Here is a 23848-nt window from a genome sequence, read left to right on the forward strand (position 1 = left end):
CCGGGTTCCGGCGATGTGGAGCCGGGGTGAGGAGGTGTCCCTCGTGGACGTCGACGCCGGACACGGCGCCGCCCTGGGGGGCGCCCTGCCGACACAGCCGGGTGAGCTGCCGCTCGCCCGCCGGCTGCGGTCGTTGCTCAGTTGGCCGACCACCGACTCGGACCCGGTCACTCAGCTGGTCCGCACCCACCGGGGCATCCACGCCGGCACCGATCCCGCGGTGCTGCGCCGTGCCTACACGATCGCGGAGAACATGCACCGCGGGCAGTTCCGCAAGAGCGGGGAACCGTACATCACCCATCCCCTCGCGGTGGCGCAGATCTGCGCCGAGCTGGGGATGGACACCACCACCCTGGTCGCGGCGCTGCTGCACGACACCGTGGAGGACACCCGCTACACCCTCCAGGCGCTCTCCGAGGACTTCGGCGGCGAGGTCGCCCACCTGGTCGACGGGGTGACCAAGTTCGACAAGGCGTTCTACGGCAAGGCCGCCGAGGCGGAGACGGTCCGCAAGATGATCGTCGCGGCCGCCAAGGACGTCCGGGTGCTGATCATCAAGCTGGCCGACCGGCTGCACAACATGCGGACGCTCGGGGTGCGCTCCGCGTCGTCGCGGGAACGGATCGCCCGTAAGACCCAGGAGGTGCTGGTCCCGCTCTGTGACCGGCTGGGCATCCAGACCCTCAAGCGCGAGCTGGACGACGTGGTGCTGCTGCACCTCGAGCCCGACGAGCACGCCCGGCTGGCCCGGCACGTGCACGATCGGCCGGGCTGGGATTCGTACCTCGACTCGGTGGTCACCCGGGCCCGGGTGGCGCTGCGCCGCAGCCGGGTCGACGCCGACGTGAGCCCTCGTCCCCGGCACCTCTACTCGATCTGGAAGGACACCATCGCCGGCGGCCACACCGCCCCGTACGACCTGCCCCGCATCGTGGTGGTGGTCGACGGCCCGGCCACCGACTGTTACGCCGCGCTGGGCGCGATCCACGGCACCTGGCGACCGATGCCCGGCCGTTTCAAGGACTTCATCGCCTCACCGAAGAACAACCTCTACCGTTCGCTGCACACCAGCGTCTGCGGCCCTCAGGACCGCACAGTGGAGGTGCTGATCCGCACCGAGGAGATGCACCGCGCGGCCGAGTACGGCATCGCCGCCGACTTCCGTTTCCCCCGCTCCGGCAGCAGCACCGCCGCGGCCCGTGCCGAACAGCTGGACTGGCTGCGCCGGGTGCTCGACTGGGAGCCGGACGCCGCCGACCCGGCACAGTTCTACGAGTCGCTGCGCTGTGACCTGGCCGAGGGGCAGATCCAGGTCTTCGCCGACGGACGGCAGGTCGTGCTGCCAGCCGGTGCCACGCCTGTCGACCTCGCGTACGAGCTGGGCAACGACCGCGGCGACCACTGCCTCGCCGCACGCATCAACGGTCGGTTGGCCCCGCTCAGTTCGGAGCTGGACGAGGGCGACGTGGTGGAGATCTTCACCGAGAACGACGGCGACAACGGCTTCGAGGCCGGTGTGGCACCGCGCGGCCCCCGGCGGGAGTGGCTGACGTTCGTCAAGTCGCCGCACGCGCAGATGCAGATCAACAGGTGGTTCGCCGAGCACACCGAGCCGGGCATCACGATCAGCGACAAGGTGCGCCTCGGTCGGGCCACCATCGGGCTCGCCCTACGCCAACACAACCGGGGCCTCGCCAGTGACCTGCCACTGCTGCGCCTCTCGGAGGAGTTGGGCTACCCCGACCTGGAGACCCTGTTGGTAGCGGTCTTCGACCGGGTGATCGAACCGGACACCGTGGTCCGCCAGCTCATCGACCTGGTCGACCATCGACAGTGACCCGGCGGGCCCCAGCGGGACCGAGGGACATTCGTGACCACTAGCCTGGAGTCATGATCCCCCGCTCCCGCGCCACCGGTCGGGCCCTTTTCTACCAGGCCTTCTATCGGCTGCCGCTGCCGGTGCGTCGACGCCTGGTCCGGTTGGCCGTGCCCAAGTACATCGTCGGCGCGGTGACCCTGGTCCGGGACACCGAGGCGACGGGCGCGGGTCGGTTGCTCATGCTGCGCCAGCCGCCCGGCAAGGGTTGGTCACTCCCCGCCGGCCTGCTCAACCGGGGTGAGGCCCCGGTGGTGGGCGCGGCCCGTGAGCTGTTCGAGGAGTCCGGCGTCCGGCTCCCACCGTCGCGGCTGCGTCCGGCGGTGCCGAACGCGATCGTGCACGCCAAGGGCTGGGTGGACATGGTCTTCGAGGCCGAGGTGCCGGCGTCCAGCACCGAGCTGACAGTCGACGGCGGGGAGGTCTTCGAGGCCGCCTGGCACCCCCTGGACGACCTGCCCAAGCTGACCTGGCCGACGGCCCGGCTGCTCGCCTACTACGACATCGGGCCGCTGGCCGGGCAGTTCCCGCCGCCGGTGCCCGACGACACCCCGTGACCGGCGCGGCCGGTGTGCCGGCGGAGCTGTGCGCTGTGGTGCTGGCCGCCGGCGAGGGCACGCGGCTGCGCCCGCTCACCGAACGGCTGCCCAAGGCACTCTGTCCGGTGGGCAACGTGCCCCTGCTGGATCGGGCGTTGGCGCGGCTGGCCGGCCTGGGCCTGACCGGTCCCGGGCGGGTCGCGGTGAACGCCTGCTACCTCGGCGACCAGGTGGTGGCGCACGTCGGCGACCGCGCACACCTGTCGGTGGAGCCGGGCGACCCGCTGGGCACCGCGGGCGGGGTGGCCAACCTGCGGGACTGGATCGACGGGCGGCCGGTGCTGGTCGGCAACGCCGACGCGTACCTCGCCGACCCGGCTGCTCCCCCGGGCCCGGACGTGGCCGCCCTGCTCGACGGCTGGGACGGGCACACCGTACGCCTGCTCGGCCAGCCCGCCGCGGACCCGGCGGCGCCGGGCACCTTCGCCGGGCACTGCTTCACCGGGTTCTCGCTGCTGCCCTGGCGGCTGGTCCGGGACCTGCCGGTCGTCTTCTCGGACCTGGTTCGCGCCGTGTGGCGTCCGGCCGAGGCGGCTGGCGCCCTGACCGTGGTGCCGTACCCGGGCACCTTCTTCGACACCGGCACCCCGGCCGACTACCTGGCGGCCAACCTGCACGCCGCGGCCGGCGGCGTTCTCGTCGCGGAGTCCGCGACGGTGACCGGCCACTGCGTGGAGTCGGTCGTCGGCGCGGGCGCGCGGGTGGACGGTGACGTGTCCCGCACAGTGGTGTGGCCGGGCGCGACAGTACGGGCCGGCGAGCGGCTGCGGAACGTGATCCGGGCCGGGAGCGACCTGACAGTGCCCTGCCCCGCCCAGGGCTGAGCCCCGGCGGCTCCCGCCTCCGGTCCCGGGACGAAACATCTAGCATGGGCGACGACGCCGACGAACGGAGAAATGCCCCGTGATCACCGCGATCGTGCTGATCGACTGCGCCACCGATGCGATCCCCGAGGTGGCGGAGAACCTGGCCAACCTTCCCGGTGTCAGCGAGGTCTACTCGGTGGCCGGGCACGTCGACCTCATCGCCATCGTCCGGGTCCGCGAGTTCGACCAGATCGCCCAGGTCATCGCGGGCAGCATCTCCAAGGTCCCGGGAGTGCTCAACACCGAGTCGCACATCGCCTTCCGGGCGTACTCGCAGCACGACCTGGAGGAGGCGTTCGCGATCGGTCTGGCCAGCGCCGACTGACCCGCTCGCCGTTTCGGGGGCCGTGCCGGCCGCACGGCGGCGGGTGGCGCGCGCAGGGCGGCCGGCCCACCGCGAGGGTGGACCGGCCGTCTGCTGTGGCTACGTCAGCTCTCGCTGGGAGCCGGTACCTCGGTGCTGCCGCCGCCCGGAGCCGGCGACTCGGTGCCGGTGCCGCCCGGAGCCGGCGACTCGGTGCCGGTGCCGCCCGGAGCCGGGGACTCAGTGCCGGTGCCGCCCGGGCTGGGCGTACCGCTGGCGCTGGTCTGCGGGACCGGGATGCCCAGCTTGTTGGCGAGCGCCACCAACTCGTCGTAGTGCGTCTGCAGCGTCGGAAGCGCCGTCTGCGCCAGCTGGACCACCGACTGCTCGGAGCCCTGCGAGATCTCCGTCTGGGTGGCCTGGATGGCCTGGACGTGGCCGGCCAGCTCACTGGTCACCCAAAGCCGGTCGAACTCCGCGCCGCTGGCGTTGTTCAGCTGGTCGATGACCGCCTGCTGATCGGCGCTGGGCTCGTTCGGCAGTTCCACCCCGAGCTGCGACGCGGTCTGCTGCACCGTCTGGTCCAGCTGGGTGTGGTCGGTCTTCAGCATCGCGCCCAGGTCCTTGACCCCCTGGTCCTGACCCTTCTGCTGAGCCAGGTCACCAGCGGTGATCTCGAACAGGTTGACCTGGTGTACCGCCTGCAGGTACTGGGTGTCCTGCGTTGACGGCTGTGCCGCGGCCTGCGCAGCCGCAGCCGGCGCGACACCGACAAGTACCAGCGCGGCCAACAGGCCGAGGCGTTTGATACCCAACATGCTTCCCCCCCTTGAGACGTTGGACCGCACGGATACCCGGCTCACCGGGGTTATTCCTGCGATCGCCCGCCGCGCGGGGTCGACCGGTCCCATCAGGGGCGTCCGACTCCTGGTCGGATGGGTCGGGGGTGTGGATACGACGGAGCGCCCGCCGGATTCCGGCGGGCGCCCCGTAATGGTGCGACTGGGCGGTCAGCGGCGGCTCTCGCCGCTGCCGATCTCCTCGCGCTCCGGCCGGGCCTCGACCGGCGGGTGCCCCGGCGAGACAGGCGCCTCGACCGGCTTCTCGATCGGGTAGAAGAAGCCCCGGATGGCCGGCCCGAGGGCCCCCAGCCGGTTCATCTTCTTGGGCACGACCCAACCGACGTAGTCGAGTTGGCCGTGACCGTCCGCGTGCCCGTTGGACGCGCTGAGCGGCTGGTGCACCTCGACGAACCGGCCGTCCGGCATGCGCCGGATGATGCCCGTCTCGACGCCGTGCGCGAGGACCTCCCGGTCGTGCTGCTGCAGACCCAGGCAGAGCCGGTAGGTGACGTAGTACGCCAGCGGCGGGACCACCAGCAGGCCGATGCGGCCCGCCCAGGTCATCGCGTTCAGGCTGATCTGGAACTTGTCCGCGATCACGTCGTTGGCGCCGGAGAGCGTCAGCACGATGTAGAACGAGACGGCCATGGCGCCGACGGCGGTCCGGGCCGGAGCGTCCCGGGGACGCTCGAGCAGGTTGTGGCTCTTGCGGTCCTTGAGGTGCCGGGCTTCCAGGAACGGGTACATCGTCGACAGGCCCACCAGGATGCCGGGCAGCACCACCGTCGGCCAGAACAGCGGCGGGATGACGTACCCGTCGCCGAGCGGGATGTTGATTTCCCAGGCCGGCATGAGTCGGGTCGACCCGTCGAGGAACATGACGTACCAGTCGGGCTGGCTGGCGGCCGAGACCACCCACGCCTCGTACGGGCCGAACAACCAGATCGGGTTGATCTGGAACAGACCGCCCATCAGCGCGATGACGCCGAAGACGACCATGAAGAAGCCGCCCTGCTTCAGCGCGTACCGCGGGAACATCCGCTCGCCGACCACGTTGTTGTTGGTCCGGCCGGGGCCGGGCCACTGCGTGTGCTTCTGCTTGAAGACCAGACCCAGGTGGACGCTGATCAGCGCGACCAGCAGACCCGGGATGAGCAGCACGTGGGCGATGAAGAACCGGCTGATGATGATCGTGCCCGGGAACTCGCCAGCGAAGACCGACGAGGTGACCCAGGAGCCGATCACCGGGATGGACAGCATGATCGCCGAAGCGATCCGCAGGCCGGTGCCGGACAGGCCGTCGTCCGGCAGCGAGTAGCCGGTGAAGCCGGCCAGGAAGCCGACCCAGAACAGCAGCGAACCGATGATCCAGTTGGTCTCACGCGGCTTGCGGAAGGCGCCGGTGAAGAAGACCCGCAGCATGTGCACGACGATCGCGGCCATGAACAGCAGCGCCGCCCAGTGGTGCATCTGCCGCATCACCAGACCGCCGCGGACGTCGAACGAGATGTCCAGGCTGGAGGCGTACGCGGCGGACATCGGGGTGCCCTGCAACGGCGCGTAGCTGCCGTTGTAGACCACCTCGGTCATCGCCGGCTCGAAGAAGAAGGTGAGGAACACACCGGTCAGCAGCAGCACGACGAACGAGAAGAGCGCGATCTCGCCGAGCAGGAAGGACCAGTGGTCCGGGAAGACCTTGTTCAGCAGCTTGCGCAGCGGGGTGGCCACCGCGAAGCGGTCGTCCACTCCCACCGCGGCCTTGCCCGGCGTCGCCGCAAGGTCAAACTTTCGACGCTTCATGGCCGCTCCCAGAAATCAGGCCCGACGGTCTCGGTGTAGTCGGACTTCGCCACGAAGAAGCCCTCGGAGTCCACCTCGATCGGCAGCTGCGGCAGCCGGCGGCTGGCGGGGCCGAAGATTGGCCGGGCGTTGTCGGTGATCAGGAACTGGGACTGGTGGCACGGGCAGAGCAGCCGGTTGGTCTGCTGCTCGTACAGGCTGGCCGGGCATCCCGCGTGCGTGCAGATCTTGGAGAACGCCGCGTAGTTGCCCCACATGTAGTCGCCGTGGCCGATCTTCTCGTTGGCCCGGCGCGACTCCTGCGCGTCCGAGTCGCGGAGGTGGATCAGCAGCGTCGGCGAGTCGGCGTGCTTGTTGCTCACACCGTGGTCGATGCCGGGGAAGACGGTCAGCTGCCCACCGGTGCTGATGTCCGCCGGACGGACCGGACGGCCGTCCTCGCGGACCAGGCGGATCCGCTCGCCGCCCTCGGCCGTGGCGAACCCGGTGGTGAACATCTGGTTGTTCTTGTGCGGCTGCGAGATCAGGCCGCCGACCAGCGGCGCCGCGGCGACCGCGGCGACCGGCGCGAGACCGGCCAGCAGCGAGATGCCGAGCAGGGGACGACGCTTCACGCCCAGTTCGTCCGCCATGTAGAGCATGGTCTGGCCGGTGATGGTGCGGCCTTCGGAGTCCACCTGGCCCTCGTGCCGGTCCTGGATCGAGACCTCCTTGGGCAGCAACTTCTTGCCCCAGGTCAGGATGCCGAAGCCGACGGCGAGCAGCGCCACGCCGAGGGTGAAGCCGAGCAGCGGGGTGTAGAACTTGTCGCCGCCCCGGCCCGCCTCGTACTGCCACGGCCACCAGATGTAGATGGCCAGGAAGGCGGTCGCGGCCAGGCCGGTGATCAGGAAGAAGCCGGCGACCACCCGGGTCAGCCGACGCTCCGCCTTGGTGCCCGGCAGCACCTGCGGCTCGTAGTGGACGATCTCGATGTCGTCCCGACGCGCGCCTTCACGAACGATGTCGAACCGGGTCAGCTTGGGGTCGTTCACGTCGAGCGGCTCCGGGCCCTGTGGGGCCTGGTGCTCGGGGTGGGTGCTCATGCCGTCACCTCGCTACGGGTGGCGCCGAGCGGCACCACAGCACTGAATCGGATGGCCTGCTCGATCACGACTTACCCGCAATCCACAGGCTAGCGAAGACGAGCGCCACGATGCCAACCAGGAAGATCGCCAGGCCCTCGGTGGACGGGCCGTACCGTCCGAGGTTGAACCCACCCGGGTCCTGGTCGTGCTTCAGCGTCTCCTGGATGTAGGCGATGATGTCGGCCTTCTGCTCCGGCCGGAGCTGGTTGTCGCCGAACACCGGCATGTTCTGCGGGCCACTCAGCATCGCCGCGTAGATCTGGCGGTCGGTCGCGGGGTGCAGGCTCGGGGCGAACTTGCCCGAGGAGAGCGCACCGCCGCCACCACCGAACGCGTGGCACTGCGAGCAGTTGATCCGGAACAGCTCACCGCCGGAGGCGATGTTGCCGTCCTCGCGGAGGTCGTCGCCCTCGGGCACGACCGGGCCGCCGCCAAGCTCCTGGATGTACTGGGCCAGCTGACGGGTCTGCTCGTCGGTGAAGACCGGGGGCTTGCGGTGCGCCTGGGCCTCCTGGCGGGCCATCGGCATCCGCCCGGAGCTGACCTGGAACTCGACCGATGCCGCGCCGACGCCGATCAGGCTCGGCCCGCGGCCCTCGACACCCTGGGCGTTGCGGCCGTGGCAGGTCACGCAGCTCACGTCGAACAGCGCCTTGCCCTCGGCGGCGGCGCCGGTCAGCTGCGGGTTGTCCTGCGCCTGGGCGCCCGGGGCGAAGACGGTGTACGCGCCACCGGCGAGCATCAGCGCGGCGATCAGCCGGACCGCGGCGCCCAGCCGGCGGCGGCCCCTGCTGCGCGCGGCGGGCCGCTCACGCAACCGCGCGAGCAGACCGCGTCGGCGGTCGTTGTCAGAAGTCATGAGCGGTGTCCTTAACCGGTTGGACCTGTCTCAGGGGACGGAGCAGCAGCGCGGAATGTGACGCGCAAGATCACTGGAGCCAGTAGATCATGGCGTACAGCCCGATCCACACGACGTCGACGAAGTGCCAGTAGTACGACACGACGATCGCCGACGTCGCCTGCGCCGGAGTGAACCGGCCCATGGTCGTACGGACCATGAAAATGATGAAGGCGATCAGACCACCGGTCACGTGCAGGCCGTGGAAGCCGGTGGTCAGGTAGAACACCGACCCGTACCCGTCTTCGTTGATCTTGATGCCGTCGGCGACCAGGTGCCGGTACTCGTTCAGCTGGCCGAGGACGAAGATCAGGCCCATCACGAAGGTGACGGTGAACCAGCGCCGCAGCGCGTGCACGTCACCCTTCTCCGCCGCGAAGACGCCGAGCTGGCACGTCACCGAGGACAGCACCAGGATCACCGTGAAGGTGGTCGCGTACGGGATGTTCAGCGCCTCGGTGTGCTTCTCCCACTGCTCCGGCGCAGCCGCGCGGATGGAGAAGTACATCGCGAACAGCGCCGCGAAGAACATGAGTTCGCTGGAGAGCCACACGATCGTCCCGACGCTGACCATGTTTGGTCGGGTCAGAGAGTGGATCCGGCTCTTGTCAATGGCTGGGGCCGCAGTCACGCCGTCATTATTGCCCCTGACCGGGGCCGCCGATCAGCGGGGTGGCAAACCCGCGCCTTCCGTGGCCCGAGCGTCAGGGTCCGGTTCACCTGGCCTAGCCTGAAAAGCGTGCTGCACGTCGATCCGATCTTCGCCGCCACCTCGGCCCCGCCGCCGTTCACCGTCGGCGCGGTGCTGACCGAGACCCGGCTGGACAGCTGGCTGGCCCTCGGCCTGGTGCTCGCCGCCGGCCTGTACCTCTACGGGGTGTACCGGCTGCGCCTGCGGGGCGACCGCTGGCCGATCGCCCGTACCGTGTTCTTCCTCGGCCCCGGCCTGGGCGGCATCGCGCTCGTCACGGTCAGTGGGCTGCACGCGTACGACACCGCGCTGCTGTCCGTGCACATGATCCAGCACATGGTGCTGTCCATGGTGGCGCCGATCTTCCTGGCGCTGGGCGCGCCGATGACCCTGGCCCTGCGGACCCTGCCGGTCGGGCCACGCAAGCGCCTGCTCGCGATCGTGCACAGCCGCGTCGCCCGGGTCTACAGCTTCCCGCTGGTGGCGTTCGCCATCTTCGTGGTCAACCCGTTCGTGCTGTACTTCAGTGACCTGTACCGCTACACCCTCGAACACGCCTGGGCGCACGAGCTGGTGCACGCGCACTTCATCATGACCGGCTGCGTGTTCTTCTGGCCGCTGCTCGGCCTCGACCCGCTGCCCGGCCGCTGGCCGTACCCGGCGCGTGCGCTGCTGATGCTGCTCTCCGTGCCGTTCCACACAGTGCTCGGCCTCACCATCATGCAGAGCAGCACGCTCTTCGGCGGGGACTGGTACCCGTCGCTCAACCTCGGTTGGGTCGACCCGTGGCAGGACCAGGTGGTCGCCGGCGGCATCCTCTGGGCCGGTGGCGAGTTCGTCAGTGTGACCATGCTCGCGGTGCTGGTGGTGCAGTGGGTCAAGCAGTCCGAGCGGGAGGCCCGCCGGGTGGACCGCGAGCTGGACCGCCAGGAGGCCCGCGAACGCGCCGCCGACGCCGCGCCGGCCTGAGCTGCCCGGACGGTACGCCCCGACCCGCGACGCCGGGCGGGATGTCGGCTACGTCACGCCGACCGGTACGATCTGCGGGCAGCTACGAGGTGGGAGTTCCGGCATGACCGATCGTCTTTGCACCGTGTTGCTCTACAGCGACGACCCGCAGGTCCGTGATCGGATGCGGATGGCCGTCGGCACCCGGCCCGCTCCCGGTCTGCAGATCGAGTTCGTCGAGGCGTCGACCTACGCGGAGACGATCCGGCTGGTCGACGACTACGAGATCGACCTGCTGCTGCTCGACGGTGAGGCGAGCCCGGGCGGCGGCATCGGCATCGCCCGCCAGGTCAAGGACGACCGCGACGACGCTCCCCCGACCTGCCTGGTGATCGCCCGCGCCGCCGACCGATGGCTCGCCGCGTACGCCGAGGTCGACGCGACGCTGGTGCACCCGCTCGACCCGGTGACCACCGGCGGCACGGTGGCCGAGTTGCTGCGGACGCACGCACCCGCCTGACGTCCCACGCTCCTCCGGCACCCCCACGGCGCCGGATCTCCTCGGCGCCGGTTCCAGCCCACCCGCACTTCGCATGCTCGGGAGGCCCGCCATGGGCGATCGGACCTGGCCGCACCTGCTCAACGCGCTGCTGCGCGGTGACGAACTCTCCACCGCCGACACCGCCTGGGCGATGGACGAGATCATGACCGGTTCGGCGAGCGCGGCGCAGATCGCCGCCTTCGCCGTGGCGCTGCGGGCCAAGGGGGAGACCCCCGCGGAGCTGGCCGGCCTGGTGCAGGCGATGCTCGGTCGCGCGGTCCCGGTGACGCTCCCCGAGGAGCTGCGCCGCACCGCGCTCGACGTGGTCGGCACCGGCGGTGACCTCGCCCACACGGTGAACATCTCCACGATGACGGCGCTGGTGGTCGCCGGCACGGGCGTTCGTGTGGTGAAGCACGGCAACCGGGCCGCCTCCTCCCTGTGCGGCACCGCCGACCTGCTGGAGTTCCTCGGCATCCCGCTGGATCTCGGCCCGGAGCAGGTTGCCCGCTGTGTGGAGGAAGCCGGCATCGGGTTCTGCTTCGCGGCCCGCTTCCACCCTGGGATGCGGCACGCCGGCCCGGTCCGCCGCGAGGTGGGCGTGCCCACCTTCTTCAACTTCCTCGGCCCACTGACCAACCCGGCCCGCCCTCGGGCCGGCGCGGTCGGCTGCTTCGACCTGCGGATGGCCCCGGTGATGGCCAGCGTGTTCGCGGCCCGTGGCGACTCGGCGATCGTGATGCGCGGCGAGGACGGGCTGGACGAGTTCACCACGGCCGCGCCGACCAGGATCTGGGCGGCCCAGGGCGGCACCGTACGCGAGGTCGTGCTGGACGCGACCGACCTGAGGGTACCCCGGTCCACCCTCGCTGACCTGCGGGGCGGTGACGCCGCGTACAACGCGGGCGTGGCCCGTCGCCTGCTGGCCGGCGAGACGGGCCCGGTCCGGGACGCGGTGCTGGTCAACGCGGCGGCGGCGCTGGCCACCCAGGGCCCGCTGGACGGCGACCTGACCGAGGCGCTCCGCGCCGGCCTGGCCCGTGCCGCCGAGTCGATCGACTCCGGCGCGGCCGCCGCGACCCTGGACCGCTGGATCGAGACCGCCAGCGCCGCCTGACCTCACCACCGCCGCGGACGCCGATGAGTGGGCGACCGTGCGCGGAGATTTGTCGGACCCGTCTGGGAAACTACAGCTGAGTAGTTCTCTGCTGCCGTCGGTGCGTCACTGTCGCATCCGGGGGCGGTCCGCCTGGTATCCGAGAGGAGACGCCCGTGTCGCATCGCGAGCTCTACTGCGACGTCTGCGAGGGCGTGGCGCTGTTCGAGGCGCCGCCCTGCGTCGACAGCCACGGCACCGACTGTCCAGAGCTGATCTGCACCGACTGCGGCGCCGCCGTGGTGGTCGGCACGTTCGCCTTCCCGGTCACCCTGCTGGCCGCCCGCCGCCGCCAGCCCGCCCGCCGCCGCGCCGCCTGACCACAGCACCGCCCGACCGCAGCACCGCCCGGGCCACCCGAGGCGGGGGTGGAACATGACCGAAGGCCCGCTCCCCCACTCGGGGAACGGGCCTTGGTCGTGCCGGGTCGGTCGCGACGGCGACCGGGTGGATCAGTGCTCGGCGGTACGCCGGGTGCCGCTGTAGTACTCGAACAGGAGCCCACAGGCGGAGAAGACGACGGCCAGCAGGCCGGCGCCGATCAGCCAGTACTGCCAGAACACCATGCCGAGCGCGGCGATCGCGGCGGCCAGCGCCAGACCGAACGGCCAGTAGCTGCCCGGGCTGAAGAAGCCGACCTCACCGGCGCCGTCGGCGATCTCAGCGTCCGGGCGGTCCTCCGGGCGCAGGTCGATGCGGCGGGAGACGAACCAGAAGAAACCACCGCACATCGAGCAGAGCAGGAACGACAGCAGCAGGGCGATGGTGCCGACCCACTCGACGCCGCCCGACTCCCCCTGCGTCCAGGCGCCGTAGAGGATGGTGGCACCGAGGAGGAACCCGGCGATGATCAGGAAGATACGCCACTCGGTCTTCATGCGGCTGCCTCAGCTTCCCGTGCGGGCCGGAACGTCGTCCGGGTTGAAGTTGTCCTGCGTCCGCCGCGTGTCGAACGGCTGCGTGGTCGTCGCGTACGGCTGCTCACCGATCGCGGACAGCGCGTCCTGGGTGGACTTGCCGCTCTGCTTGGCCGCCAGGAACTGGTCGTACTTCTCCGGCGAGACCACCCGCAGCTCGAAGTTCATGAACGCGTGGTAGCTGCCGCACAGTTCGGCGCAACGCCCGACGTAGGCACCCTCGGCGTCCAGGCTCGAAACCTCGAACACGTTGCGGATCTTGCCCGGCATGACGTCCCGCTTGAAGAGCAGCTCCGGCACCCAGAACGAGTGGATGACGTCGCGGCTGGTCTCCTCGAACCGGATGGACCGGTTGGTCGGCAGCACCAGCACCGGGATGACCTCGCTGGTGCCGAGCGTCGACGCGGTGGTGGTGGCTTCCGTACCCTGGCCGTCCCGGTAGTTGAACTGCCAGTTCCACTTGAACGCGACGACCTCGACGGTGACGTCCGGGTTCTTCGACAACTTGTCGACGTCGGTCTGCACGATCGCCGTGTAGTAGAAGAGCACGGAGACGATCAGGATCGGCGCGATGGTGTAGAGGAACTCCATCGGCATGTTGTAGCGGGTCTGCACCGGCAGCGCGTTGCCACGCTTGCGGTACCGCACGACGCACCAGAAGATCAGGCCCCACACGAAGACGCCGACCGCGAGCGCGGCGATGCAGGAGGCGATCCACAGGTCGTACATCCGCTTGGACTCCGGCGAGATGCCGCCCTGCGGCCAGCCGAAGCCGTGGAACGTCTGACCCACGTCACAGCCCGTGAGCAGAACCAGCAACGCCACGCCACCGAGACCGAGCCCAGCCAGGCGACCAGCACCACGCCCCCGGCGTCCACCAACCCCTGGGGAAGCGCTGTGCCGTACGGCCGACGGCCGTACCTCCGAACTCCTTGCGACCACCTGGTCCTGCCTCCCTAGCGCGCCGCGGTGCGTCTTTCCTCAGCACCCGCGGCAAAGGCGTCACCGACGGTCGCAGATTACTCGACCATGACGGACTCGGCCGTGGTGGGGTCACTGTCCGACCCCCATCGGGGGGATCCTAGGCATACCGCCGCGATAGCCTCTTGGTCTGTGAGCGCGAGGAGTGAGCCGGGGTTGCGAGCCCCGCGGCCGCGAACGAAGGCAGGTCTGTGAGCGCACCTCCGGTCTACCTGGACGCGGCGACCGCCGCGCCGATGCATCCGGTCGCGCGGCAGGCTCTGCTGGCCGCGCTCGACGACGGCTGGGCCGACCCGGGCAAGCTGTACACGCAGGCCCGCCGGGCCCGGCAACTGCTCGACGCCGCCCGCGAGGCCACCGCGCTGACGCTCGGCGTCCGCGCCGATGAGGTCTCCTTCACCCCCAGCGGTACGACCGCGGCCCACGGCGCGGTGCTCGGCGGTCTGGCGGGGCGGCGCCGGTTCGGGTCGACGCTGGTGCACTCGGCGATCGAGCACTCGGCGGTGCTGCACGCCGCGGAACGGCACGTCGGCGCGGGCGGGACGGCCGCCGCGGTGCCGGTCGACCGGTTGGGCCGGCTGGACCTGACCGCGTGGTCGACCGCCGTTCGGGCCCCGGGGGTCGCACTGGCCGCGTTGATCACCGCCAGTCACGAGGTGGGGACGGTGCAGCCGGTCGCCGAGGCGGCGGCGGCCTGCGCCGACGTGGGTGTGCCGCTGTACGTGGACGCGGCGCAGTCGGTGGGCCGGGTGCCCCTGCCGGCCGGCTGGTCGGTGCTCACGGCGAGCGCCCACAAGTGGGGCGGGCCACCCGGAGTGGGGTTGCTGGCGGTCCGGAAGGGCACTCGCTGGGAGTCACCCTGGCCGGCCGACGAGCGGGAGAGCGGACGTACCCCCGGGGTGGTGAACCTGCCCGCGGTCGTGGCGGCGGCGGCGAGCCTGCGCGCGGCGGCGGCCGACGCGGCGGCCGAGGCGGCCCGGTTGGCCGACCTGGTGGACCGGGTCCGGGAGCGGGTAGCGGCGGAGGTGCCCGACGTGGAGGTGGTCGGCGACCCGGTGCTCCGGCTCCCCCACCTGGTCACCTTCTCCTGCCTGTACGTCGACGGGGAGGCGTTGCTGCACGCTCTGGACCGGCGGGGCTTCGCCGTGTCGTCCGGCTCGTCCTGCACCTCGTCCACGTTGCGTCCGTCGCACGTGCTGGAGGCGATGGGGGTGCTCTCGCACGGCAACGTGCGGGTCAGCCTGCACCGGGAGACGACCGAGGCGGACGTGGAGCGGTTCCTGACCGAGCTGCCGGGGATCGTCGCCGGGCTGCGCGCCGAGGCCGGGGTGGTGGGGCTGTGACGATGCCGGACGAGGTGATCGACTGCCGGGGGCAACGCTGCCCGCTGCCGGTGATCGCGGCGGCGCGACGGATGCCCGAGGTGCCGGTCGGCACTGTGGTCCGGGTGCTGGCCGACGACCCGGCGGCGGCGGTCGACATCCCCGCCTGGTGCCGGATGCGCGGCCAGGAGTTCCTAGGGTCCGTCAACGGCCCAGACGGCCCCGCCTACGACGTACGCCGCACCCACTAACCCCAACCCTGCCCCGCTCCCCGGCCACCCCCGCGATCTTGCAGTTTCTGCGTGGACAAAGGGGTGCAGAAGCCGCGAGACGGCGACAGAAAGTGCAAGATCGCCGGGAGTGGGGGTGAGGGCTACGCCGGGAGGAGGTGGGGGCGGACCTCTTCCGCCGCGGTGTCGCCGTAGGACTCGGCGAGCCGCTTGACGAACAGGTCGCGACGGACGTCGTACTCCTGGGTGCCGACGGTCTCCAGGACCAGCGTGGCCAGCAACGAGCCGACCTGGGCGGCGCGTTCCAGGCCGAGACCCCAGGAGAGCGCGGTGAAGAAGCCGGCCCGGAAGCCGTCGCCGACACCGGTCGGATCGACCGCGCGGATCTCCCGCGCGATCGGTACGTGGATCGGGTCGATGCCGCGCCCGGCGATCTCCACACCGTGCTTGCCCAACGTGGTGACCCGCACCTTGACCAGGTCCAGCAGTTGGTCGTCGCTGAGCTGCGCCTTGCTCTGCAGCAGCGACTTCTCGTAGTCGTTGGTCATCAGGTACTCGGCGCCTTCGATCAGCGCCACCACGTCCTCGCCGGGCATCCGGGCGAGCTGCTGGGACGGGTCGGCGGCGAAGGCGTACCCGCGGGTGCGGCACTCGGCCGAGTGCCGCAGCATCGCCTCGGGGTCGTTCGCGCCGACCAGCACCAGGTCCAGACCGCCGAGCCGGTCGGCGACCGGGGCCAGCTCGATGTTGCGGGCCTCGCTCATCGCACCGGCGTAGAACGACGCGATCTGGCACATGTCGGTGTCGGTGGTGCAGACGAAGCGGGCGGTGTGCGCCACCTCGCTGATGTGCACCGAGTCGCAGTCCACGCCGTGGCGCTCGAGCCAGGAGCGGTAGTCGGCGAAGTCGGCGCCGACCGCACCGAGCAGCACCGGGCGCAGCCCGAGCTGACCCATCCCGAAGGAGATGTTCGCCGCCACGCCGCCGCGGCGGAGCACCAGGTCGTCCACCAGGAAGGAGAGGGACACCTTGTGCAGTTGATCGGCGATGAGCTGGTCGGCGAAGCGGCCGGGGAAGCTCATCAGGTGATCGGTGGCGATCGAGCCGGTGACGGCGATCTTCATGTCAACCCTCGGGGTCGGGAGCAGGGCGCGGGTCAGCCTACCGGGACGGCAACGCGATGGTCACCGCTCGGTCGGACTACGGCAACCAGCCCGCCACCGCCCCCTTCGGGACCGCTCCCGGACCGGTGCGACCGCCGACCGGTACGGCGATGGGGCCGTCCCGAAGAACGGCCCCATCGTCGCTGGTGTGTGGTGTGACTCAGTTGAACGAGTCACCGCAGGCGCAGGAGCTGCCCGCGTTGGGGTTGTCGATGGTGAAGCCCTGGGCGTCGATCCGGTCGGCGAAGTCGATCGTCGCGCCGGAAAGGTACGGGGCGCTCATCCGGTCGACGACGACCTCGACACCACCGAAGTCGGTCACGACGTCACCGTCGAGCGAACGCTCGTCGAAGAAGAGCTGGTACCGCAGGCCGGAGCAGCCGCCCGGCTGCACGGCGACGCGGAGCCGCAGGTCGTCGCGGCCCTCCTGCTCGATCAGGGCCTTGACCTTCTGCGCCGCGACGTCGGTGAGGACGACGGAAGTAGGGGCCTTGGCCTCGGTCGACTCGGTCTGCGCTGGCGTGGTCACGTGGAAGTCTCCCTGCGCGGTTTGGGTCCGGACGCACTGGCCAACGTCGCGCGTCGTCCAGTGATTCCCGGTTGTGGTCCTCAGCCGATCGTACGCCGCCTCGGCCGGGCTCACCCGCGTGGCGTGACCCCCGCCGCAGGTAGGCCCTCGGTCGGGGCGGGCGCACGGGCGCTCGGGACGCTCAGCGGCTCCACTGCCGGGCCAGTCGGGCGCCCAGCTCGCGCAGCCCCTCCGCGGGCCGGCTCAGCGCCGCGTCGAGCCCGCCGCCCTCCTCGCCGCCGAAGTGCTCCACCAGGCTGTACGCGTCGGTCACCCCGGCCGACGCGGCCTCCCGCCGGCCGGTGCTCACCTGCCCGGCCACCACCACGCAGGGAACTCCCCGGTCACGGGCGGCGCCGGCCACCCCGGCGACGACCTTGCCGCGCAGCGACTGGTGGTCGAACGACCCCTCACCGGTGATCACCAGGTCGGCGGTGTCCAGCGCGGTGTCGAGTCGGGTGGCCCGGGTGACCAGACCGATCCCCGACTCGCAGTCGCCGCCCAGGGCGAGCAGCGCCGCGCCGATGCCACCGGCGGCCCCGCCCCCGGGCAGCGAGCCGAGCCCCGCCGGGCAGCCGGCCAGATCCCGTTCCAGCACCGCCGCGAACCGCTCCAGGGCGGCGTCGAGCAGCAGAACGTCGGCCCGGTCGGCGCCCTTCTGCGGGCCGAACACGTTGCTGGCGCCGTGCAGGCCGAGCAGGGGATTGTCCACGTCGGTGGCCGCGACCAGCCGGACGCCGCGCAGCCGGGCCGCGCCGTCCAGCGCGTCGACCGCGGCGAGCGCCGCCCCGCCGTACGGCAGCGCGGCGCCGCCCTGGTCGAGGGGGGTCACGCCCAGCGCGGCGAGCATTCCGGCGCCGCCGTCGTTGGTGCCGGAGCCGCCCAGCCCGATCACCACAGCGCGGGCACCGCTCTCCACAGCGGCGGCCACCAACAGACCCAGCCCGTACGAGGTGGTGGTCTTCGGGTCGCGCTCGGCCGCGGAGAGCAGGTGCAGGCCGCACGCCTGTGCGCTCTCCAGGTAGGCGGTCGCGCCGTCGGCGGTGAGCAGGATCTCACCGGCTGCCGGGCGGCCCAGCGGATCGACGGTCGACACCGGCACCCGCCGGCCGCCGAGGGCCTCGGCGAGCACCTCCACGAAGCCCGGTCCGCCGTCCGCGAGGGGCCGGATCAGCAGATCGTCTCCGTCGGTGACGGTGCGCCAACCGGCGGCGACGGCGGCGGCCACCTCCGGTGCGGACAGGGTGCCGGCGAACTTGTCCGGGCAGAGCAGCACGCGCATGCCGAGCAGTGTGGCAGCCCACACCGAGCGAGGCTGTGTCGCGCTCGCGCTGTGGGACCATGGGCTACGTGACTTCGACCTGGGTGGAACCCTCCAACACGGCGACGGCTCTGCTGCTGCTCGGCCGGGGCAGCGACCCCGACACCGAGCGCGGCGTCGAGTGTCCGGGCGACCTGCCGGCGCCCAGCGATCCGGATCTGGTGGCCCGTGCCACCGCCGCGAAGGCGAAGCTGGGCAGCAAGGTCTTCGTGCTGGGGCACCACTACCAGCGCGACGAGGTGATCCAGTTCGCCGACGTGACGGGCGACTCGTTCAAGCTGGCCCGGGAGGCCGCGGCCCGTCCGGACGCGGAGTACATCGTCTTCTGCGGCGTGCACTTCATGGCCGAGAGCGCCGACATCCTCACCACCGACACCCAGCGGGTGATCCTGCCGGACCTCGCGGCGGGTTGCTCGATGGCGGACATGGCCGTGCTGGGCCAGGTCGAGGCCGCCTGGGACACGCTGACCGAGTTGGGCATCGCCGGCGAGACCGTGCCGGTGACGTACATGAACTCCTCGGCCGACATCAAGGGTTTCGTGGGCCGCAACGGCGGCGTGGTCTGCACCTCGTCCAACGCCAAGCGCGCCCTGGACTGGGCCTTCGAGCAGGGGTCGAAGGTGCTCTTCCTGCCGGATCAGCACCTGGGCCGCAACACCGCGGTGCTGGAGATGGGCCTGTCGCTGGACGACTGCGTGCTCTACGACCCGCACAAGCCCGGTGGCGGGCTCACGCCGGAGCAGTTGCGCGACGCCAAGATGATCCTGTGGCGGGGGCACTGCTCGGTGCACGGCCGGTTCACCCTGGAGAGCGTCAACGACGTACGGGAGCGGGTGCCCGGGGTCAACGTCCTGGTCCACCCGGAGTGCCGGCACGAGGTGGTCACGGCCTCCGACTACGTCGGGTCCACCGAATACATCATCAAGACCATCGAGGCGGCTCCGGCCGGCTCGGCGTGGGCGCTCGGCACCGAGCTGAACCTGGTCCGCCGGCTCGCGCTGGCGCACCCGGACAAGCAGATCATGTTCCTGGACAAGGCCGTCTGCTACTGCTCGACGATGAACCGGATCGATCTGCCGCACCTGGTCTGGGCCCTGGAGGAGCTGGTCGCGGGCCGGGTCGTCAACCAGATCACTGTCGACACCGACACCGCGCACCACGCCCGGGTGGCGCTTGATCAGATGCTCGCGTTGCCCGGCGCGGACACTCCGCCGCCGACGGTGCCCTGATCACGATCCGTAGCGCTCTTGGTACGCAAAAGTGCCGGATCACCGATTAATGCCACACACGCCGATGTGACCGAGTCCTTTTTCGTCACCGAGGGCTATGCTGCCCAAGCGACGACACACGCGGGCCGTTTCGACATGGCCGCATCCGGGGTAGCGACAACGTTCAGGCGCCCCACCATCAACACGGCAGCACCGACGCGCTGGAGGTTGCGTTGACCGACGACGTCCTGGTTGTGCACGGAGGTACTCCGCTCGAAGGGCGGATCCGCGTGCGCGGCGCGAAGAACCTGGTATCGAAGGCGATGGTCGCCGCGTTGCTCGGCGACAGCCCGAGCCGGCTGTTCGACGTGCCCAAGATCCGCGATGTCGAGGTGGTGCGAGGTCTGCTCGGCCTGCACGGCGTCAAGGTCACCGACGGCACCGAGGACGGCGAGCTCGTCTTCGACCCGGCGAACGTGGAGAGCGCCAGCACCGACCAGATCAACGTGCACGCCGGTTCCAGCCGGATCCCGATCCTGTTCTGCGGCCCGCTGCTGCACCGCCTCGGGCACGCGTTCATCCCGGATCTGGGTGGCTGCCACATCGGCCCGCGCCCGATCGACTTCCACCTCCAGGCGCTGCGCGAGTTCGGCGCCACTGTCGAGAAGCGGCCCGAGGGTCTGCACCTGTCCGCGCCGAACGGGCTGCACGGCACCAAGTTCGCGCTGCCGTACCCGAGCGTCGGCGCCACCGAGCAGGTGCTGCTGACCGCCGTGATGGCCGAGGGCGTCACCGAGCTGCGCAACGCCGCCGTGGAGCCGGAGATCATCGACCTGATCTGCATCCTGCAGAAGATGGGCGCGATCATCAAGGTCCACACCGACCGGGTGATCGAGATTCAGGGCGTGCCCAAGCTGCACGGCTACACCCACCGGCCGATCCCGGACCGGATCGAGGCGGCGAGCTGGGCGGCCGCCGCCCTGGCGACCCGTGGTCACGTCGAGGTGCTGGGCGCGCAGCAGGCCGACATGATGACCTTCCTGAACATCTTCCGCTCGGTCGGCGGCGAGTACGAGGTCACCGACGCCCGCGCGCCGAAGCTGGGCGACCCCGGTCAAGAGGGCGGCATCCGCTTCTGGCACCCGGGTGGCGAGCTGAACGCTGTGGCGCTGGAGACCGACGTGCACCCCGGCTTCATGACCGACTGGCAGCAGCCGCTGGTCGTGGCGCTGACCCAGGCCCGCGGCCTGTCGATCGTCCACGAGACGGTCTACGAGCAGCGGCTGGGCTACACCGAGGCCCTCAACTCGATGGGCGCCAACATCCAGGTCTACCGGGACTGCCTCGGCGGCACCCCGTGCCGCTTCGGCCGGCGTAACTTCAAGCACTCCGCGGTGATCGCCGGGCCGAGCAAGCTGCACGCCGCCGACCTGGTCATCCCGGACCTGCGGGCCGGGTTCAGCCACCTGATCGCGGCACTCGCGGCCGAGGGCACCTCCCGGGTGTACGGCGTGGATCTGATCAACCGGGGCTACGAGGACTTCGAGGCGAAGCTCGCCGACCTGGGCGCGCACGCCGAGCGTCCGTAACCTCGGTCACCATCGTTCGGATACGACGGCTCCGGGTCGCGCTGCGACCTGGAGCCGTCGGCCGTTGTACCGCGATGTGCACCGGGCGCGGACCGTTGGCTACCCTTGCCGCGTGCCGTCGCTCTTTCGCCGCAAGTCCACCGACCTCGTCGACGAGGCCGTCACCTCGGTGACCCCCGAGGAGACCGCTGAGCGGTCCCGGGGTTACACCCCGGCCAAGGGTCGGGAGACGCCCAAGCGGCCGACCGTCGGCCGTCGCCCGGCCGGCCCCACGCGTCCCCTCACCAAGGAGGAGGAGCGGGAGCGTCGCCGTCAACTGCGCGCCGAGGCGGCGTCGGAGTTCCGCCGCGAGGGTGGCCCCCGCGACCGGGGCCCGGAGCGGCTGCTGGCCCGCAACGTGGTCGACTCCCGGCGTACCGTCGGCACCTGGTTCTTCGGCGGCGCGCTGATCGTGCTGGTCGGGTCGAACGCGGCAATGCCGCCGCTGGTCCGGCTGATCTCCAACGTGCTCTGGGGCGCGCTGGCGCTGGGTGTGGTCGTCGACTCGGTGCTGATCTGCCGCAAGATCAGCAAGTTGGTCCGGGAGCGCTTCCCGAAGACCGACCAGCGGATGGGCTCGCTCTTCCTCTACGCGGTCATGCGGTCGATCACCTTCCGGCGGATGCGCGCTCCGGCGCCCCAGGTCAAGCTGGGCGACAAGGTCTGACCCCCGGGCTCCGGCTCCCGCACCTCCAAGATCCGCGCAACATCAGCGAAACTGCTGCGTCAGGCATCTCCGAGGCAGCAGTTTCGCCGTAACTGCGCGGATCTTGTCGTGCGTTCAGCATGCTGAACCGGTCGTTGTTCGACAGACCGAACGTTTGACCAATGGAGCGAAGGCATGCCTTCGGAACCTGCTGCCCCCCTGGCCACCATCGCCGCCGCCCTGCGCCGGGAGCGGGAACGGGTCGGCATCTCGCTGACCGAGCTGGCCCGCCGGGCGGGGGTGGCCAAGTCCACCCTCTCTCAACTGGAGTCGGGCACCGGAAACCCGAGCGTGGAGACGCTCTGGGCGCTGGGCGTCGCGCTCGGTGTGCCGTTCAGCCGGCTGGTGGAACCCGTCGACGACGGCGTACGGGTCGTCCGGGCCGGGGACGGGCCGCACGTCCGCTCGGAGCAGGCCGACTTCAGCGGAACGCTGCTCAGCGCCGGTGCGGCGCACCTGCGCCGGGACGTCTACCTGATCAGGCTCGAACCCGGCGCGGTCCGAGCCGGGCAGGGACACACCCCGCGCAGTATCGAGCACGTGGTGGTCGCCGCCGGCCGGCTGCGGGTGGGGCCCGAGGCGGCACCGGTCGAACTCGAACCCGGCGACTACGCCACGTTCCCCGGCGACGCCCCGCACCGTTACGAGGCGCTCGCTCCCGGTACGTTCGCCGTCCTCATCATGGAACACCCCTGAACGAGGACGGCTATCCCGCCACAGCCGGGTGGTCTTCGAGTGCGGTATGGTCGGAGGCCAGATTCGCTTATAGGACCAAATGTCCGAAACCAATGGGATAACGTTTGCGCCGGTGGGCGGCACCACAGTGGCGGTGAGCGAGCCCACGCCGTTACCCTCCATCCGCAGCCACGGCCTGCCGGAGCGGCGATCTGACCGGCATGTGCGGCCCCAGCGCGACAATTTGCAACGAGGTGACAACGCGTGAGCGAGCGGACGCGAGCCGGCCACCGGGGCGTGGCAGGCGGCGACCGGACGCCCAGCGGTCACCCGGCGGCGGCTGCGGACACCTCACCCCCGGCGAGAATCGGCCCGGCGGCCGGGTGCGGCGACGGGCTCGACGGATGAACGGCCGCTACACCGACCGGTGGTCAGACCCGAACGAACCGTCCTGGGTGGTCGAGCCGACCACCGAGTGGCACCCCCAGTTCCCCGGCCAGCGTTACGCCGGCGACATCGGCATGCCGCACCAGCCGCCACCGCGCGGCCGCGCGACGGTGTCCGGTCGCGCCGAGGTGCCACCGCTGGCGCCCACCCGTCCGGACGGCACCTACCTCGGCCGGTCCTGGTCCGACGAACCACCGGCGGAACACGCACCTCAGGGCCGTTCCTGGGTGGACGACGAGCCGGGTGAGGCAGCTGCCTACGGCCGACTCCGCGGCGACGAGCGCTCGGCGGACACGTCCGCCTACGGCCGGCCCGACAACGCCGACTCCCGCCACTACGACCATGAGCCGTACCGTCGTCCGCTGCCGGAGCCACCCCGCCGCGACGACCGCCGCTCGCCCGAGTCGGACCGACGTACCGCCTGGTCCGACCGACGCCCCGCCGACGAGCGGGGGCCCGCGCGGGAGGCCGCCTGGCACCGGGACCAGCCCACCCCCGAGCGGTACGACAGCCGCCGTCCCCGGCAGGAGCCCACCGAGCGGGATCGGGGTTACCGGGGCTCTCCGCCGGTCTCCCCCGCGCCCCGGCCCGAACCTGGCTGGGTGTCCGAGCCGGACGACACACCACGTCGGCGCGGCACACCGGAACGACCGGCCGCCGGTTACGAGCGGCACACCGGCGACGGGTACGGCGTCCGACCCACCCGCGACCCTGACGGTCGCATCGCCGACGCGGTCGACCCGTGGGCACCCGTGGACGGCCGCACGCGATACCGCGCCGACGGGTACCCGGACCGGGCCGGCGACGACCTCCGCCGCCCGGAGCCGCGTTACCGCGCGGACGAGGGGAACGGCGCAGCGCCCTCACCCAACGGTGGACGGCGGCGTCGCCCCGAGTCGGACCTGCCCGACCAGCCGCGCCTCGACGACGACCGGCGGCGGCCCGACACCGAGCCGCACCGGCAGCAGCCCCGTGAGGCGGCGGCCCGCGCCGAGGCGGACCCGGACCGGCGACCCCGCGAGCCGACCCGCCCG

General features: G+C 71.2%; 24 protein-coding genes and 1 pseudogene. 15 read left to right on the forward strand and 10 right to left on the reverse strand.

Going from position 1 to position 23848, the window contains the following annotated elements:
- Nucleotides 1-43 precede the first annotated feature (43 nt).
- The 4 genes from KBX08_RS20630 (at nucleotide 44) to KBX08_RS20645 (ending at nucleotide 3666) form a co-directional block, all read left to right on the forward strand.
- Nucleotides 44-1837: a bifunctional (p)ppGpp synthetase/guanosine-3',5'-bis(diphosphate) 3'-pyrophosphohydrolase gene (locus KBX08_RS20630; RefSeq protein WP_210785101.1), complete on the forward strand. Its 1794-nt coding sequence runs from the start codon at nucleotides 44-46 to the stop codon at nucleotides 1835-1837.
- A gap of 53 nt (nucleotides 1838-1890) precedes the next feature.
- Complete coding sequence (locus KBX08_RS20635; RefSeq protein ID WP_091407528.1) at nucleotides 1891-2433, forward strand: NUDIX hydrolase; 543 nt, start codon at nucleotides 1891-1893, stop codon at nucleotides 2431-2433.
- Complete coding sequence (locus KBX08_RS20640) at nucleotides 2430-3299, forward strand: sugar phosphate nucleotidyltransferase (protein WP_210785088.1); 870 nt, start codon at nucleotides 2430-2432, stop codon at nucleotides 3297-3299. Before KBX08_RS20635 ends, KBX08_RS20640 begins: the two co-directional genes overlap by 4 nt.
- Before the next feature lie 79 nt (nucleotides 3300-3378).
- Nucleotides 3379-3666, forward strand: coding sequence for an Lrp/AsnC family transcriptional regulator (locus KBX08_RS20645; RefSeq protein ID WP_074313163.1), 288 nt, complete (start codon nucleotides 3379-3381; stop codon nucleotides 3664-3666).
- Between the two features lie 104 nt (nucleotides 3667-3770).
- Here the strand turns inward: KBX08_RS20645 and KBX08_RS20650 are convergent, their stop codons facing one another.
- The 5 genes from KBX08_RS20650 to KBX08_RS20670 all read right to left on the reverse strand — a co-directional run bounded on the left by KBX08_RS20650 (nucleotide 3771) and on the right by KBX08_RS20670 (nucleotide 8943).
- A complete protein-coding gene (locus KBX08_RS20650) occupies nucleotides 3771-4463 on the reverse strand; it encodes a DUF4142 domain-containing protein (protein ID WP_210785089.1) in 693 nt (230 codons plus the stop codon).
- A 192-nt stretch (nucleotides 4464-4655) separates the two neighbouring features.
- Nucleotides 4656-6287 (reverse strand): ubiquinol-cytochrome c reductase cytochrome b subunit, encoded by a 1632-nt coding sequence (locus KBX08_RS20655; RefSeq protein ID WP_210785090.1) that lies wholly within the window; start codon nucleotides 6285-6287, stop codon nucleotides 4656-4658.
- Nucleotides 6284-7372 carry a ubiquinol-cytochrome c reductase iron-sulfur subunit gene (locus tag KBX08_RS20660; protein WP_210785091.1) on the reverse strand — a complete coding sequence of 363 codons (1089 nt, stop codon included), beginning with the start codon at nucleotides 7370-7372 and terminating at the stop codon, nucleotides 6284-6286. The genes KBX08_RS20655 and KBX08_RS20660 overlap by 4 nt, the downstream gene beginning before the upstream one ends.
- A gap of 64 nt (nucleotides 7373-7436) precedes the next feature.
- Complete coding sequence (locus tag KBX08_RS20665) at nucleotides 7437-8273, reverse strand: cytochrome c (protein WP_210785092.1); 837 nt, start codon at nucleotides 8271-8273, stop codon at nucleotides 7437-7439.
- A 70-nt stretch (nucleotides 8274-8343) separates the two neighbouring features.
- Complete coding sequence (locus KBX08_RS20670) at nucleotides 8344-8943, reverse strand: heme-copper oxidase subunit III (protein WP_112582810.1); 600 nt, start codon at nucleotides 8941-8943, stop codon at nucleotides 8344-8346.
- A gap of 108 nt (nucleotides 8944-9051) precedes the next feature.
- Between KBX08_RS20670 and KBX08_RS20675 the strand changes: the two genes are divergently transcribed.
- The 4 genes from KBX08_RS20675 (at nucleotide 9052) to KBX08_RS20690 (ending at nucleotide 11968) form a co-directional block, all read left to right on the forward strand.
- Nucleotides 9052-9972, forward strand: coding sequence for a cytochrome c oxidase assembly protein (locus KBX08_RS20675; RefSeq protein WP_372494870.1), 921 nt, complete (start codon nucleotides 9052-9054; stop codon nucleotides 9970-9972).
- Nucleotides 9973-10075: 103 nt separating this feature from the next.
- Nucleotides 10076-10471 carry a hypothetical protein gene (locus tag KBX08_RS20680; RefSeq protein ID WP_091407513.1) on the forward strand — a complete coding sequence of 132 codons (396 nt, stop codon included), beginning with the start codon at nucleotides 10076-10078 and terminating at the stop codon, nucleotides 10469-10471.
- Nucleotides 10472-10562: 91 nt separating this feature from the next.
- Nucleotides 10563-11609 carry an anthranilate phosphoribosyltransferase gene (gene trpD / locus KBX08_RS20685; RefSeq protein WP_210785093.1) on the forward strand — a complete coding sequence of 349 codons (1047 nt, stop codon included), beginning with the start codon at nucleotides 10563-10565 and terminating at the stop codon, nucleotides 11607-11609.
- Between the two features lie 155 nt (nucleotides 11610-11764).
- The gene (locus tag KBX08_RS20690) at nucleotides 11765-11968 is read left to right on the forward strand and encodes a hypothetical protein (RefSeq protein ID WP_210785094.1); all 204 of its coding nucleotides are present in this window, start codon (nucleotides 11765-11767) and stop codon (nucleotides 11966-11968) included.
- Between the two features lie 132 nt (nucleotides 11969-12100).
- Here the strand turns inward: KBX08_RS20690 and KBX08_RS20695 are convergent, their stop codons facing one another.
- Nucleotides 12101-12526, reverse strand: coding sequence for a cytochrome c oxidase subunit 4 (locus tag KBX08_RS20695; RefSeq protein ID WP_210785095.1), 426 nt, complete (start codon nucleotides 12524-12526; stop codon nucleotides 12101-12103).
- A 9-nt stretch (nucleotides 12527-12535) separates the two neighbouring features.
- A complete protein-coding gene (gene coxB / locus KBX08_RS20700; RefSeq protein WP_210785096.1) occupies nucleotides 12536-13507 on the reverse strand; it encodes a cytochrome c oxidase subunit II in 972 nt (323 codons plus the stop codon).
- A gap of 230 nt (nucleotides 13508-13737) precedes the next feature.
- On the opposite strand from coxB, the gene KBX08_RS20705 reads away from it, so the two are divergent.
- Together KBX08_RS20705 and KBX08_RS20710 are read left to right on the forward strand one after the other, a co-directional pair.
- Nucleotides 13738-14889 carry an aminotransferase class V-fold PLP-dependent enzyme gene (locus KBX08_RS20705; RefSeq protein WP_210785097.1) on the forward strand — a complete coding sequence of 384 codons (1152 nt, stop codon included), beginning with the start codon at nucleotides 13738-13740 and terminating at the stop codon, nucleotides 14887-14889.
- Nucleotides 14886-15119: a sulfurtransferase TusA family protein gene (locus KBX08_RS20710; protein ID WP_091407500.1), complete on the forward strand. Its 234-nt coding sequence runs from the start codon at nucleotides 14886-14888 to the stop codon at nucleotides 15117-15119. Before KBX08_RS20705 ends, KBX08_RS20710 begins: the two co-directional genes overlap by 4 nt.
- Before the next feature lie 122 nt (nucleotides 15120-15241).
- Here the strand turns inward: KBX08_RS20710 and KBX08_RS20715 are convergent, their stop codons facing one another.
- The 3 genes from KBX08_RS20715 to KBX08_RS20725 all read right to left on the reverse strand — a co-directional run bounded on the left by KBX08_RS20715 (nucleotide 15242) and on the right by KBX08_RS20725 (nucleotide 18111).
- Nucleotides 15242-16222: a carbohydrate kinase family protein gene (locus KBX08_RS20715; RefSeq protein ID WP_124820724.1), complete on the reverse strand. Its 981-nt coding sequence runs from the start codon at nucleotides 16220-16222 to the stop codon at nucleotides 15242-15244.
- A 199-nt stretch (nucleotides 16223-16421) separates the two neighbouring features.
- Nucleotides 16422-16790 (reverse strand): iron-sulfur cluster insertion protein ErpA, encoded by a 369-nt coding sequence (erpA, locus tag KBX08_RS20720; RefSeq protein WP_091407494.1) that lies wholly within the window; start codon nucleotides 16788-16790, stop codon nucleotides 16422-16424.
- A 181-nt stretch (nucleotides 16791-16971) separates the two neighbouring features.
- Complete coding sequence (locus tag KBX08_RS20725; RefSeq protein ID WP_210785102.1) at nucleotides 16972-18111, reverse strand: glycerate kinase; 1140 nt, start codon at nucleotides 18109-18111, stop codon at nucleotides 16972-16974.
- Nucleotides 18112-18179: 68 nt separating this feature from the next.
- On the opposite strand from KBX08_RS20725, the gene nadA reads away from it, so the two are divergent.
- From nadA to KBX08_RS20750, 5 genes and pseudogenes are all read left to right on the forward strand, one after another.
- A complete protein-coding gene (gene nadA / locus KBX08_RS20730) occupies nucleotides 18180-19379 on the forward strand; it encodes a quinolinate synthase NadA (RefSeq protein WP_210785098.1) in 1200 nt (399 codons plus the stop codon).
- Nucleotides 19380-19591: 212 nt separating this feature from the next.
- Nucleotides 19592-20947 carry a UDP-N-acetylglucosamine 1-carboxyvinyltransferase gene (gene murA / locus KBX08_RS20735; RefSeq protein ID WP_110564159.1) on the forward strand — a complete coding sequence of 452 codons (1356 nt, stop codon included), beginning with the start codon at nucleotides 19592-19594 and terminating at the stop codon, nucleotides 20945-20947.
- Nucleotides 20948-21059: 112 nt separating this feature from the next.
- Nucleotides 21060-21653: a DUF3043 domain-containing protein gene (locus KBX08_RS20740; protein ID WP_091407492.1), complete on the forward strand. Its 594-nt coding sequence runs from the start codon at nucleotides 21060-21062 to the stop codon at nucleotides 21651-21653.
- 174 nt (nucleotides 21654-21827) lie between these two features.
- Complete coding sequence (locus KBX08_RS20745; protein ID WP_210785099.1) at nucleotides 21828-22388, forward strand: helix-turn-helix domain-containing protein; 561 nt, start codon at nucleotides 21828-21830, stop codon at nucleotides 22386-22388.
- Nucleotides 22389-22771: 383 nt separating this feature from the next.
- Nucleotides 22772-23848: pseudogene (locus KBX08_RS20750) on the forward strand (hypothetical protein); the annotation flags it as partial.

Origin of the sequence: Micromonospora sp. H61, from assembly GCF_018070325.1 — a bacterium.
In the GTDB taxonomy this organism is placed as follows: Bacteria; Actinomycetota; Actinomycetes; order Mycobacteriales; family Micromonosporaceae; genus Micromonospora; species Micromonospora salmantinae.

Coding starts and splice junctions, on each gene's coding strand:
- KBX08_RS20635 (WP_091407528.1), top strand. CDS start 1,891: ATGATCCCCCGCTCCCGCGCCACCGGTCGGGCCCTTTTCTACCAGGCC.
- KBX08_RS20650 (WP_210785089.1), bottom strand. CDS start 4,463: ATGTTGGGTATCAAACGCCTCGGCCTGTTGGCCGCGCTGGTACTTGTC.
- KBX08_RS20655 (WP_210785090.1), bottom strand. CDS start 6,287: ATGAAGCGTCGAAAGTTTGACCTTGCGGCGACGCCGGGCAAGGCCGCG.
- KBX08_RS20660 (WP_210785091.1), bottom strand. CDS start 7,372: ATGAGCACCCACCCCGAGCACCAGGCCCCACAGGGCCCGGAGCCGCTC.
- KBX08_RS20665 (WP_210785092.1), bottom strand. CDS start 8,273: ATGACTTCTGACAACGACCGCCGACGCGGTCTGCTCGCGCGGTTGCGT.
- KBX08_RS20680 (WP_091407513.1), top strand. CDS start 10,076: ATGACCGATCGTCTTTGCACCGTGTTGCTCTACAGCGACGACCCGCAG.
- trpD (WP_210785093.1), top strand. CDS start 10,563: ATGGGCGATCGGACCTGGCCGCACCTGCTCAACGCGCTGCTGCGCGGT.
- KBX08_RS20695 (WP_210785095.1), bottom strand. CDS start 12,526: ATGAAGACCGAGTGGCGTATCTTCCTGATCATCGCCGGGTTCCTCCTC.
- KBX08_RS20715 (WP_124820724.1), bottom strand. CDS start 16,222: ATGAAGATCGCCGTCACCGGCTCGATCGCCACCGATCACCTGATGAGC.
- KBX08_RS20725 (WP_210785102.1), bottom strand. CDS start 18,111: ATGCGCGTGCTGCTCTGCCCGGACAAGTTCGCCGGCACCCTGTCCGCA.
- KBX08_RS20745 (WP_210785099.1), top strand. CDS start 21,828: ATGCCTTCGGAACCTGCTGCCCCCCTGGCCACCATCGCCGCCGCCCTG.